Annotated in this window: 11 protein-coding genes; 7 read left to right on the top strand and 4 right to left on the bottom strand. The window is 64.6% G+C overall.

Annotated features, from left to right (window positions below):
* The first annotated feature begins 4 nt into the window (after positions 1-4).
* The 5 genes from NR187_RS13910 (at position 5) to NR187_RS13890 (ending at position 6488) form a co-directional block, all read left to right on the top strand.
* On the top strand, positions 5-565 hold the full coding sequence (locus NR187_RS13910) for a TadE/TadG family type IV pilus assembly protein (protein ID WP_211383451.1): 561 nt from the start codon (positions 5-7) through the stop codon (positions 563-565).
* Positions 565-1227 (top strand): TadE/TadG family type IV pilus assembly protein, encoded by a 663-nt coding sequence (locus NR187_RS13905; protein WP_211383452.1) that lies wholly within the window; start codon positions 565-567, stop codon positions 1225-1227. Before NR187_RS13910 ends, NR187_RS13905 begins: the two co-directional genes overlap by 1 nt.
* A 109-nt stretch (positions 1228-1336) precedes the next feature.
* Positions 1337-3034 (top strand): GMC oxidoreductase, encoded by a 1698-nt coding sequence (locus NR187_RS13900; RefSeq protein ID WP_211383453.1) that lies wholly within the window; start codon positions 1337-1339, stop codon positions 3032-3034.
* A gap of 236 nt (positions 3035-3270) precedes the next feature.
* Positions 3271-4785 (top strand): ATPase domain-containing protein, encoded by a 1515-nt coding sequence (locus NR187_RS13895; protein WP_211383454.1) that lies wholly within the window; start codon positions 3271-3273, stop codon positions 4783-4785.
* A complete protein-coding gene (locus NR187_RS13890) occupies positions 4782-6488 on the top strand; it encodes a response regulator (protein WP_256806774.1) in 1707 nt (568 codons plus the stop codon). Before NR187_RS13895 ends, NR187_RS13890 begins: the two co-directional genes overlap by 4 nt.
* 420 nt (positions 6489-6908) lie before the next feature.
* Here the strand turns inward: NR187_RS13890 and NR187_RS13885 are convergent, their stop codons facing one another.
* From NR187_RS13885 to NR187_RS13875, 3 genes are all read right to left on the bottom strand, one after another.
* A complete protein-coding gene (locus tag NR187_RS13885) occupies positions 6909-8204 on the bottom strand; it encodes an MFS transporter (protein ID WP_256806773.1) in 1296 nt (431 codons plus the stop codon).
* 109 nt (positions 8205-8313) lie between these two features.
* A complete protein-coding gene (locus tag NR187_RS13880) occupies positions 8314-9510 on the bottom strand; it encodes an acetyl-CoA C-acyltransferase (protein ID WP_211383457.1) in 1197 nt (398 codons plus the stop codon).
* 130 nt (positions 9511-9640) lie between these two features.
* A complete protein-coding gene (locus NR187_RS13875) occupies positions 9641-10411 on the bottom strand; it encodes an enoyl-CoA hydratase (RefSeq protein ID WP_211383458.1) in 771 nt (256 codons plus the stop codon).
* 153 nt (positions 10412-10564) lie between these two features.
* Here NR187_RS13875 and NR187_RS13870 point away from each other — a divergent pair, with 153 nt between their 5' ends.
* On the top strand, positions 10565-11104 hold the full coding sequence (locus NR187_RS13870) for a PaaI family thioesterase (protein ID WP_256806772.1): 540 nt from the start codon (positions 10565-10567) through the stop codon (positions 11102-11104).
* 59 nt (positions 11105-11163) lie between these two features.
* The gene (locus NR187_RS13865; protein WP_211383460.1) at positions 11164-11784 is read left to right on the top strand and encodes a TetR/AcrR family transcriptional regulator; all 621 of its coding nucleotides are present in this window, start codon (positions 11164-11166) and stop codon (positions 11782-11784) included.
* Positions 11785-11787: 3 nt separating this feature from the next.
* Here NR187_RS13865 and NR187_RS13860 read toward each other — a convergent pair whose 3' ends face one another.
* Positions 11788-12696, bottom strand: coding sequence for a LysR family transcriptional regulator (locus tag NR187_RS13860; protein WP_211383461.1), 909 nt, complete (start codon positions 12694-12696; stop codon positions 11788-11790).
* Between the last annotated feature and the right edge of the window lie 83 nt (positions 12697-12779).

Genomic DNA, 12779 nt, shown 5'->3' with positions numbered 1-12779 from the left:
TACCATGACCGTACGGGACGCCACGACAACGAAGACACGTCGCAATCGCTGCGCCGCTTTCGCTGCCGACAGCAAGGGGGCCACGGCCGTCGAATTCGCGCTCGTTGCCGCGCCGTTCCTCGCCCTCGTCATCGCGCTCATTCAGACCTTTCTCGTGTTCTTTGCCCAGCAATTGCTCGAAACCGTGGTGCAGCAATCGGCGCGTCTCGTCATGACGGGACAGGTTCAGTCGGCGCAGCTGACAAAGGATGTGTTCAAGCAAAAGGTCTGCGATCAGATCGTGATCCTGTTCAACTGCAGCGACCTGATGGTCGATCTGCAGGTGGCAAATACGTGGTCTTCCGCCAATACAGGCATGCCGAGCTTGACCTTCGATGCCACGGGTGCGGTCAAGAACGCCTGGCAGTACGATCCAGGCGATGCCGGCGATATCGTCGTGCTCCGGGTGATGTACCAATGGCCGGTGTTCCTCGGGCCACTCGGCTTCAACCTCTCGAATCTTTCGAACGGCAACCGGCTGATCATGTCGTCGGCCGCGTTCCAGAACGAGCCAGGAGCTACCTAATGATTGCCGCCCTGTCGTCTCGCGCCCGGCACCTGTGCACCGATGTTCGCGCCGTTGCGGCGACGGAATTCGCCATCGTCGCGCCCTTCATGCTGCTGCTCTATGTCGGCGGCGTCGAGCTCGGAAACGGGCTGGCGATGAACGTCAAGGTCAGCGCGACCGCGCATAGTGTCGCCGACATGATCACGCAGAACACGCAGGTCACCTCGACCCAGATGGACAGCATCCTCGGGGCTGCGAGCGCCATCATGGCGCCCTATGCCGTCAAGAACAGCAGCGGCGCCTCCATCATGACGATCACGGTCTCCGAAGTCTCGACCGACAGCAACGGCAACGCGACGGTCCAATGGAGCAAGTCGACCAGCTCGTCGGGGGCGAGAACCGTGGGTCAGCAGATGACCCTGTCCCAGTTCACCGCGACCAATCCGAGCAATCCCAACAACGCCAACATCTCGCTCATCCTGAGCGAGGTGTCCTACGACTATACGCCCAACCTCGGCTACACCATCAGCGGCACGGTGAAGCTGACCGACAGCTACTACCTGTTCCCGCGCTGCTCGACGAACAGCCCGACGACGTCGACCTTCCCATACTACGACGTGAAATATCCGGCGACGACGACATGCACGTGCGTTCAGCATCTGCAGCAGAAGACCTGCTAGCGCTCCAGACGGCGCGATCAACGCAAGCCGCGAAGGCGACGCGGCGGCGTGACCCCGGAAGAATATCGCGCTACCCTCTCTGGACAAGAACAAGAGGGAAACGCCAATCGTGTACGACTTCATTATCGTGGGCGGCGGCTCGGCGGGGTCCGTGCTGGCCCACCGGCTCTCCGCCAGGAGCGCCAACAAGGTCCTGTTGTGCGAGGCCGGACAGGACACGCCGCCCGGCAACGAGCCGGCCGAGATCAGGGACAGCTATCCGGGCACGGCTTATTTCGATCCGCGCTTCCACTGGACCGAGCTCAAGGTCACGACCCAGATCGTCAGCCACAACAATCCGAACGAGGGGCGCCCGCCTTTGCGCAAATACGAGCAGGCGCGGGTGCTTGGCGGCGGCTCGTCGATCAACGGCCAGATGGCCAACCGCGGCGCGCCGACCGACTACGACGAATGGGACGCGCGGGGCGCCGCGGGGTGGCGCTGGAACGACGTGCTGCCCTTCTTCAAGAAGGTCGAGCGCGACCTCGATTTCGACGGACCGTACCACGGCAAGGATGGCCGGATTCCGGTCCGCCGGATCCCCAGGGAGCACTGGACGCGGCACTCGCAGGCATTCGCCGAGGCCTTCCAGCAGGCCGGCCATCGATTCGTAGCCGACCAGAACGGCGAGTTCGTCGACGGCTATTTCCCGGTGACGCACTCCAACCAGGCCGAGCAACGCGTCTCGGCCGCGATGGGCTATCTCGATCGCGACACGCGCAAGCGCACCAACCTGACGATCTCGACCAATACGCAAGTCAGGGAGTTGCTGTTCGAGGGCACGCGGTGCGTCGGCGTGAAGGCCGTGGTCGACGGCCGCGCGCAGGAATTCCGCGCCCGCGAGATCATCCTCTCCAGCGGCGCCATCCATTCGCCGGCGCATCTGCTCCGCGCCGGCATCGGCCCGGTCGGTCATCTCAAGGATCTCGGGATTCCCGTGCTGATGAGCCTGCAAGGCGTCGGCCAGCGCCTGATGGATCATCCGTCGATCTCGCTGTCGTCCTTTGTCCGCCGCGGCGCGCGCATGAACGAGCACACCAGGCGCCACATGCAGCTTGGCCTGCGTTATTCGTCCGGGCTCGCAGGCGTGCCGAAGGGCGACATGTTCGTCGTCGTGCTCAGCAAGTCGGCCTGGCACGCCGTTGGCGCCCAGATCGGATCGCTGCTGACGTTCGTCAACAAGACCTATTCCGAGACCGGACAGGTCAAGCTTGCCTCGCGCGATCCGGAAGCCGAGCCGATCGTCGAGTTCAACCTGTTGTCCGACCGGCGCGACCTCGATCGCCTGATGAGCGGTTTCCGCAAGATGGCGGCCGTGCAGATGAGCGACGCCGTGAGGGCGGTGACGGACAAGCCGTTTCCGGCGTCCTACACCGATCGCGTGCGCAAGATCGGCGTGGTTAACACCAGGAACAGGATGCTGACGAAAATCGCCGCGGCGCTGATGGACGGGCCGGCGGCGCTGCGCCACTACATGATCGACAAATTCGTGGTCGAAGGCTTCACCTTCGACGACGTCATCAACGACGACGAGGCGCTGGAAGCCTTCGTGCGCAAGGCGACCATCGGCGTGTGGCACGCCTCTTGTTCATGCCGCATGGGCCGCGCCGACGATCCGATGGCGGTGGTCGATCCGGAGGGCCGGGTCAAGGGCGTGCAGGGCCTGCGCGTCGTCGACGCCTCGATCTTCCCGGTGGTGCCCTGCGCCAACACCAACTTCCCGGTCCTGATGTCGGCGGAGAAGATCGCGGCGGCAATGATGCCGTAGGCTGCAGCGGTTTTCTTTCGCCGTAGCGGGCCGCCGTCTCGACACGCAAATCCCTCGGTGGGCGAGAGCCGGAACTGTCCATAGATGACAATCCGGGCATGCGCCGTGACACGGAACCCGGAACCCGCCTTCGGCGTTCTTTTCCAAATCTCGCCTTTCGGCTTGAAACGGGTCGTCAGCCTGCGCGACCAGCGACGGGCCGGAGCGCGCCTTGTAGAGATGGAACAGGGGGTTCAATGATCGATCCATCGAGCGGGGCCCAGGCCAGCGACGCCGGTGATCTGCCCAGGATCTCGACCGGCAGCGACGGCCTCGACAATATCCTCTATGGCGGGCTCGATCCCAATCGCATGTACCTCTACGAGGGTCGGCCCGGCTCGGGCAAGACCACCATGGCGCTTCAATTCCTCCTCGAGGGCGCCCGTTGTGGTGAACGCGTGCTCTATGTCTCCCTGTCGGAAACCAAGCGTGAGCTGATGCTGGTGGCGCGGCGCCACGGCTGGTCGCTGCAAGGCGTCGACATCTTCGAGCTGGTGCCGCCGGAAACGACACTCGATCCGGATCGCGAGCTCACCGTGTTCCATCCCGCCGAAATGGAGCTGAGCGAAACCACCGGCCTGATCTTCAAGGAGGTCGAGCGGATCAATCCCACGCGCGTGGTGCTGGACAGCCTGTCCGAGCTGCGCCTCCTCGCGCAGAACCCGCTCCGGTACCGGCGCCAGGTTCTGGCCTTGAAGCACTTTTTCACCAACCGCAATTGCACGGTCATCCTCCTCGACGACCTCTCGTCCTCCCAGGACGATTTGCAACTCCATTCGATCGCCCATGGCGTCGTGATGCTCGAACAGCTCGCCATCGACTATGGCGCGGAGCGCCGGCGCCTTCGCGTGATCAAGATGCGCGGCATCCGGTTTCGCGGCGGCTTCCACGATTTCACGATCGAAGCGGGCGGCGTGCGGATATTCCCGCGTCTGGTGGCGGCGGAACATCACGCCTCGTTTGTCGGCGAATTCACGCCCAGCGGGAATGCGCAGCTCGACCAGCTCCTGGGAGGAGGGCTCGAGCGCGGCACCAGCGCGCTTCTCTTGGGCGCCGCCGGTGTCGGCAAATCGTCTCTCGCGCTGACCTATGCGATCGCGGCGGCAAACCGCGGTGAGCATGCCGTGTTCTTTGCCTTCGATGAAGGTCGCGGGACCGTGGAAGCACGGGCTCGAACGCTTGGGCTCCCTCTTGAAGGCTATCTGCAGTCGGGGCTCATCCGATTTCAACAGATCGATCCCGCCGAGCTCTCCCCCGGGGAGTTCGCCGCCAACGTGCGCAAGAGCGTCGAAAGGGACAACGCCAGAATTGTCATCATCGATAGTCTGAACGGCTATCTGAACGCGATGCCGGACGAGCGGTTTCTCATCCTGCAGATGCACGAGCTCCTGAGCTATCTTGCACAACAAGGCGTGCTGACGATCCTGATCCTCGCTCAGCACGGGCTGGTCGGTCCGATGGAGACGGCTCTCGATATCAGCTATTTGAGCGATGCCGTGCTCATGCTGCGCTATTTCGAGGTCAGCGGAACGGTGCGGCGTGCCCTCTCGGTCGTGAAGAAGCGCAGCGGAAATCATGAAAATTCCATCCGCGAGTTTCGTCTCGGCGGCGCCGGCATCACGCTCGGTCCTCCGCTGAGAGGGTTCAGCGGCATCTTCTCCGGCAATCCGCGATACACGGGCACGGAGATACCGGAAGGGCCGGCGGAATGAGCGCTAACCGCGATCATTGCGTCCTCGTGTTTGCTCCTATCGGCCGCGATGGACCGGCATCGGTCGAGCTGTTCCGCAATTCGGCACTTGAAGCGATCAATTGTCGAAGCCTGCCTGAACTGGTCGGCGAGATGTCCGCCGGCGTGGGCGCGGTCTTTCTGGCCGAGGAGGGCTTGTTCGGGAAGGATACCCAGCCGCTGGCACAGTGGATCGAGAGGCAGCCGCCCTGGTCCGACCTGCCGTTCGTCATCCTCACCAGCCATCGCGAGCAGCCGGCGGTGGTGGCCTGGCGCCGCAGCATCGTGGAGACGCTCCGCAACGTCTCGCTGCTCGAGCGCCCGGTTCAGCCGATCACGCTGACCAGCGCGGTTCAGTCCGCTATGCGGGCGCGCCGGCGGCAATATGAGATTCGAACCTTGCTGCAGGCGCGCGAGCGGACGGCTCAGCAGCTCGAGAAGCTCGTGGTCGAGCGCACCGGCGCGCTCGAGGAGGCCAACAAGCATCTGCGGACCGAAATGGAAGAGCGCGCCCGCGTCGAGGAGACCCTTCGTCAGGCCCAGAAGATCGAAGCCATTGGACAGTTGACCGGCGGAGTGGCTCACGACTTCAACAATCTGCTGATGGTGATCTCCGGCGGCCTGGATATGCTGGACCGGCAGACCGATCCTGACCGGAGGCGTCGACTGTTGGAAGGCATGGTTCAGGCGGCGCAGCGTGGTGCCGGCCTCACCAGGCAGCTTCTGGCTTTCTCGCGGCGGCAGAAGCTCCGGCCCGAGGCCGTCGACATCGCGGCGCAGATCGGCGGAATGCGCGAATTGCTCGACCGCAGCCTGCGCGGCGACGTTCACGTCGAGTTCGATTTTCCGGATGGCCTTTGGCCGGTGGAGGTCGATCCGGGAGAGCTCGAGCTGGTCGTCCTCAACCTGGCGGTCAACGCCCGCGATGCGATGCCTAACGGCGGCACGATCCTTGTTTGCGGCGAGAACCTGGCCGGCCTGAACGAGGGTGAGATCGCGGGCGATTACGTTCGTCTGTCGGTGGTCGATACCGGCGTTGGCATGAGCCCCGAAACCCTGGCCCGGGTCTTCGAACCGTTCTTCACGACCAAGGATGTCGGCAAGGGTTCGGGCCTGGGGCTTGCCCAGGTCCATGGATTTGCGACGCAGTCGCGCGGGATGGTTCGCATAAAATCGACGGTCGACGAGGGCACTAGCATCGAGCTCTATCTGCCGCGATCCAACAATATTCCTTCCGGTGAACGCCATCTCATCGACCTGAACAGGGCCCGGCCCAAGAAGGCCAATCATGGCCAGATTCTCCTCGTCGAGGACGACGACGAGGTCGCCGCGCTGGTCAGCGAGATGCTTGAGCAGCTCGGCTACGACGTCACGCGCGCGGCCAGCGCCGCGGCGGCTCTCGGTGCTCTGGCGGACGGCCGCTCCGTCGATCTCGTGTTTTCCGACGTCATGATGCCGGGCGGCATGAACGGCGTCGAGCTTGCGCGGGAGATCAAGAGAAGGCGAAGCGACATCCCGGTCCTGCTGACCAGCGGATACGCCGAGGCCGCGGTTCGCGACGCCGAAATGGCCGGCGTCCAGATCCTGCCGAAGCCCTACCACATCGACGAACTCGCCGCGGCACTCGGCACCGCCAGCTCGAACTTTCGAATTGCCGCGGAAACCAAACGCTCGGGTGCGTCGTGATCGAACCGAGCATAGCCGCCGGGCCTCGTGGGACCATCGGCAGCTTTGCCGGCGGAGGACGAGTTCGCTGCCGAGGAGTACCTGGATCAAATTGATCTAACACAATACCACCCGTCCAATTGTCTGCGACTGTCTCGTTGGAAACCCGGGAGAGACGTCATGACAAACGCGTCAAACGCGATGCTTTGGACGGTCATATTTTTCTGTCTGTCTTTCGCTGCAATTTTTGCGGTTTGGTGTGCCGAGCGGTTGCGCAGGTACACCTCGACGAAGCCATAACGCATCTAGGTTGGCGCCAGAGGATCTGCCGACCGGACGGCGCATGCGCGCCAGAAGATGATGCATTGGCTGGGCTTCGCAGAGATATTTCCATTTGTCCGGCGGACCGAGCCGGCGCGCCGGCCCGGTGGGTGTGGTCGCTCAGGCCATTGCCGGCTTCGGCTCGGGCTTTGGCTGTCGCGACAGCGTCAGCACGATCAGCGAGGCGAAGACGCAGAGCGCGCCGGCGATGAAGAACGCGGGCAGGTAGCTCTGATAGACCGTCCGCGAGAAACCGGCGCCGAAGGCGGCGGTGCCGGCGCCAAGCTGGTGGCCGGCAAAGATCCAGCCGAACACCAGATTGGCACGCTCGGGCCCGAACTTCTGCGCGGTGAGCCGTACCGTGGGCGGCACGGTGGCGATCCAGTCGAGCCCGTAGAACATCGCGAAGATCGACAGGCCGTAGAACGAGAAGTCGCTGAACGGCAGGAAGATCAGCGAGAGCCCGCGCAGGCCGTAATACCAGAACAAGAGGTAGCGGTTGTCGTAGCGGTCCGACAGCCAGCCCGACATGATGGTGCCGAAGAAGTCGAAGATGCCCATCGCCGCCAGCAGGCCCGCGGCCTGCACCTGCGGGATGCCGAAATCCAGACACATCGGGATCAGATGCACCTGCACGAGACCGTTGGTGGACGCACCGCAGACGAAGAACGTCGCGAACAGAACCCAGAACGCGCTCGACTTCGAGGCGTCGCGCAGCGTGCCGAGCGCCACGCCCGTGATCGAGCCGTGGCTGGCCGGCGGCGCGGGCAGGGGTGCGGTGCCCTCGTCGCCGAACGGGCGCAGGCCGACGTCGCTCGGCCTATCGCGCATCGCGAGCAGGACCGCGAGGGCGGAAACGCCAAGCGCGATGCAGACGAAGCCGAGCGCAAGCCGCCAGCCGAAACGTTCGGTCAGGCTTGCGAGCAGCGGCAGGAACACCAGCTGGCCGGTCGCGACGCTCGCGGTCATGATGCCGACGACCAAGCCGCGCCGCGCCGCGAACCATCGCGTCGCGATGGTCGCGCCAAGCACCAGCGCGGTCATGCCGGTGCCGATGCCGATCACCACGCCCCACAGCGCGACGAGCTGCCAGACCTGGGTCATGCCGAGCGAGAGCACCAGCGCCGAGACCACGATGAGCTGCGCGGTGAGCGTCACGTTGCGCAGGCCGTAGCGGTTCAAGAGCGCTGCGGCGAACGGCGCCATCAGTCCGAACAGGATGAATCGGATCGACAGCGCGGAGGAGATCTCCGCCGTGCTCCAGCCGAACTCCTGCTGGAGCGGAACGATGAACACGCCGGGCGCGCCGACCGTGCCAGCGCTGATCAGCGCGGTGAGGAAGGTGACGCCGACCATCACCCAGCCGTAGTGGATATTGCGGCGGCCGAGTGCTGCCGCGAGCCAGTTCGAGATCATCGGGCCTCAACGTTGATTGGCGGGCTTCGAAACACCCGCGTGAGGTTGCAGAATGGCACGGGAGTCGTCTGTCGGAAATGACAGAGTTCCCTCATTTTCAGACTTTACGTCAGTGCGGCAAACGCTCTACCGCGATCGCGGTGGCTTCGCCGCCGCCGATGCAGAGCGCCGCGACGCCGCGCTTGAGGTTTTGCGCCTCGAGCGCGTGCAGCAGCGTCACGATCAGCCGCGCGCCGGTGGCGCCGATGGGGTGGCCGAGCGCGCAGGCGCCGCCGTTGACGTTGAGCTTGTCGCGGGGGATGCCGAGGTCGCGTTGTGCCGCCATCGCCACTACGGCGAAGGCTTCGTTGATCTCGAACAGATCGACGTCACCGGCACTCCAGCCGATCTTGTCGAGCAGCTTGCGGATCGCCGGGATCGGCGCCGTGGTGAACCATTGCGGCTCCTGGCTGTGGGTGGCATGGCCCTTGATCTCGGCCAGAGCCGGCAGGCCGCTGCGATCCGCAAGCGAGCGTTTCGCCAGCACCAGCGCGGCGGCGCCGTCGGCATTGGCAGAAGAAGCCGCTGGCGTGATGGTGCCATTGGCGCGGAACGCCGGCTTCAGCCCGGGGATCTTTGCAGGATCGACCTTCAGTGGATGCTCGTCATTGGCGATGATGCGAGGACCTGCTTTCTCGCTCAGCGTGATCGGCGCGATCTCCGCCTTGAACGCACCGCCCTCGACCGCCTTGCGCGCGCGGCTCAGCGTCTCCATCGCGTAGGCGTCCTGGTCCTTGCGGGTAAACTGATAGGCCTCTGCAGTGGCCTCGCCGAAATCGCCCATAGAGCGGCCGGTCTCGTAGGCGTCCTCCAGCCCGTCCATCATCATGTGGTCGATGATGCGGTCGTGGCCGGCGCGATAGCCGCCACGCGCCTTCGCAAGGAGATATGGTGCGTTGCTCATGCTCTCCATGCCGCCGGAGACGACGATCTCCGCCGAGCCGGCGCGGATGATGTCGTGCGCCAGCATGGTCGCCTTCATGCCGGAGCCGCAGACCTTGTTGACGGTGGTCGCGCCGGTGGCGTCGGGCAGGCCGGCCGCGCGGGCAGCCTGGCGCGCCGGGGCCTGACCCTGACCGGCGGGAAGAACGCAGCCCATGAAGACCTCGTCGACTTTTTCCGGCGAAAGCCTGGCGCGTTCGAGCGCGGCGCCGATCACATGCGATCCGAGCTTGTGGGCGGCCAGCGGCGACAATTCGCCCATGAAGCGGCCGAGCGGGGTGCGGGCGGCGGAGACGATGACGACGGGATCGGCAGCTTCGGCCATGACGAAATTCCCTGCGATGATGTTGGATTATGATCATCATATGATGCGACGCAAAAAATGCAACTGCGCCCGGCATGAGAAATTGTCGTGGTTCGGATGAGAATTGCTCGTTCGAACGGAGGAGGCGGCCCTACCGCTTCCGGTTCACAAATGCCTGCATCAGCCGCGTCGGCTCGTCCGTCAGGAACGACTCGCCGAACACCTTGACGCTGAGGTTCACCGACTCGGTCAGCGGCAGTTCCTCCCACTGCCGCAGCAGTGCCTTCTGCGAGCGTAGCGCCTCGGGGCCGCATTCGAGCAACGCATTTACGAGGTGCTCGACCTCGGCATCGAGCCCGCCCTCCGGCGCGACCTTGTCGACCAGTCCCCAGGCCAGCGCCGTCGGCGCGTCGATGTTTTCCGCCGTCATCACCAGCCAGCGCGCGCGGGCCCAGCCGATCAGGCGCGGCAGCAGCGCGGCGTGGATCACAGAGGGAATACCGACGCGCACCTCCGGCATGCCGAAATGCGCATCATGCGCCGCGATCCGGAAGTCGCAGGCGGCCGCGACCTCGAGCCCGCCGCCGAGGCACCAGCCGGGCATGCGTGCGATCATGGGGGCCGGGAAGGCGCGCACGGCCTCGCAGAGGTCGCGCAGGCGGCTGATGAAGGTCTCGGCGGACTTCTGGTCGAGCCTAGCCATCTCCTTGATGTCGGCGCCGCCGATCATGCTCTTCTCGCTCTGGCCGCGCAGCACCACAACCCGGATGCTGCGATCGGAAGAGAGCTGCTGCAAGCCTTCGCGAAGCGCATCGGTGACGGGCGAGCCCAAAATGTTCAGCGAACCGGCGTTGCAGATCGCGACATGAATGACGCCGCGCGCATCGCGCGTCACGCCGCAGTGGTTGTTGAGCATTTCCATCGTGGCATCTCGAAAGTTTCGTGGACCAGCGCGAGGCGCACCCGTCGGGATCACTTCCGGGCCGAAACGCCCGGCTTGTCAAGCGGACGAGACGGGAGTTGCCAGTGCGAAGTCCGCAGCATAGTATGACGTCAATCATACAAAGAGGCCGCCATGACCCCTAACGATCAACTCGACCTGTTTTCGCCTGCGGGCCGGCGTGAGCGGGTGGTGGACTGGCAGGTGCCTGCGCCTGTTGCGAAAGTGGCGATGGGCCTGTCGGGCATGCACGCGATGCTGGGCATCCGCGACGGCCGGCTGCCGCCGCCACCCTTTGCGAAGCTGATCGGCTTCGTCATGGCCGTGGTCGAGCCGGGCCGAATCGTCATGGAACTGGAGCCGCGCGAGGATCTCGAGAACACCATCGGCCTCCTGCACGGGGCCACAGCCGCCGCGCTCGTCGATACCGCCATGGGTTGTGCGATCTCGACCAGGCTGGAGTCCGGGCAGGGGTCCGTCACCCTCGACCTGAAAATGACCTTCCTGCGCCCGCTCTCGGTCCGGTCCGGGCTGATCTCCGCCGAAGGCAACGTGATCAAGCTGGGACGCCAGACCAGTTACACCGAGGGCTTCGTCCGCGACGGTAAGGGGGCACTTGCGGTGCACGCAACGGCGACCTTTTCCATGATCGGCAACAATTTTACCGGGAATTAATGCGCCGTCTGGCCGATATCCATGTTATTAGATGACCTCCGACATTCAATGAGAGCCGCATGCGCTACTCCCGGGAACACAAGCAGGAAACTCACGATCGCATCGTGAAGAAGGCCTCCGTGCGGCTGCGCGAAAAGGGCGCTCACGGCATCGGCGTCGCCGACCTCATGAAGGAGGCGGGTCTGACCCATGGCGGCTTCTACGCCCATTTCGATTCCCGCGAGGCGCTGGTGATCGAGGCTTTCGCCTACGCCATGGATCGCTCCATGGACCATTGGCGCAAGCTCACCGGCGAGGCCGCTCCCGACAAGCGGTTGGCGCTGATCGCGGAGAGCTATCTCTCCGCGCTGCACCGCGACAATCCCGGCCATGGCTGCTCGATCCCCTCGCTCGGCGCCGAGATCGCCCGCGAGAGCCCGAAGACGCGCAAGGCTTTTGCCGGCAAGCTCGACGAGATGATCGAGATGATGACCGATTTCATCCCCAATCTGCCGCGGAAGGCCGCACGCAAGCAGGCGATCGCGACCCTGGCGACGATGGCCGGCACCATGCTGCTCGCGCGAATCGCCGGATCGAGCGAACTGTCGGACGAGGTGCTGAAGACGGGCAAGGACAGTGCGCTTGACGGCGCGCGGCGTGAGACGAAGGTGACGACTGCCAGGAAGGCGAAGCAGAACTAGGCTTCATCGTCCCGCAAACAACGCCCGGTCGCGCTCCACGATCTCGCCGATGTAATCCGCCACCGCTCTGATCCGCGCCAGATCCTTGCTGTCGGCGTGCATCAGCATCCAGAACGTCCGCGTGATCGAGACCTCGTCCGCCAGCACCGGCACGAGCTGAGGATAGTCGCCCGCCATGAAGTGCGGCAGCACCGCGATGCCGAAGCCGGCGAGCGTGGCATTGAGCTGCGCGATCAGATTCGCGCTGCGCAAGCGCGCGGAAATCCGCGGCGAGACCTGCGGCAGATAATCGAGCTCCGGCGTGAACAGGAGTTCCTCGATATAGCCGACGAAGCGGTGCTGCGGCAGCGCCTCGCGCAAGGTGATTTTCGGGAAGCGATCGAGATAGGCCGGCGCGGCATAGAGCCCGAGGCGGTAGTCGAGCAGCTTGCGGCCGACGATGCGGCCTTCCTTCGGCATGGTCAGGCTGATGGCGATATCGGCCTCGCGCTTGGAGAGGCTGAACAGCCGGGCGGTGGCCACAAGTTGCAGGTCGAGGTCCGGGTAACGGTCGGCGAAGGGCGCCAGCCGCGGCGCCAGGAACGCGGTGCCGAAGCCGTCGGGCGCGCCGATCCGCACCGTGCCGGTCAGACGCGCCACCGAGCCGCCGACCTGCTCCTGGTTGGCGACGATGGTCGATTCCATCGCTTCCGCGCTGTCGGCGACGCGCTGGCCGGCTTCGGTCAGCAGATAGCCGGTCTTCCGCCGGTCAAACAGCTTGGCCGAGAGGTGCTTTTCCAGCCGGTCGACGCGGCGGATCACGGTGGCATGGTCGACGCCGAGCTGTTTTGCCGCAGCCGACACCGAGCCGCCCCGCACGATGGCCAGCACGAAGCGGAAGTCGTCCCAATCGATAGCGCCTTGATCCAGCATTTTCGCACATCTATGGTGCATTATCTCAGACTTGAATCCTATAAAATGCAGGTCGATAGGATTTGTCAAAGCGTTCAAGCTCG

The organism is Bradyrhizobium sp. Bra64 (assembly GCF_024519875.1).
In the GTDB taxonomy this organism is placed as follows: Bacteria; Pseudomonadota; Alphaproteobacteria; order Rhizobiales; family Xanthobacteraceae; genus Bradyrhizobium; species Bradyrhizobium japonicum_G.
Note: the sequence above shows the minus strand (reverse complement) of the source record. Positions and strands in the feature narration are given on the sequence as shown.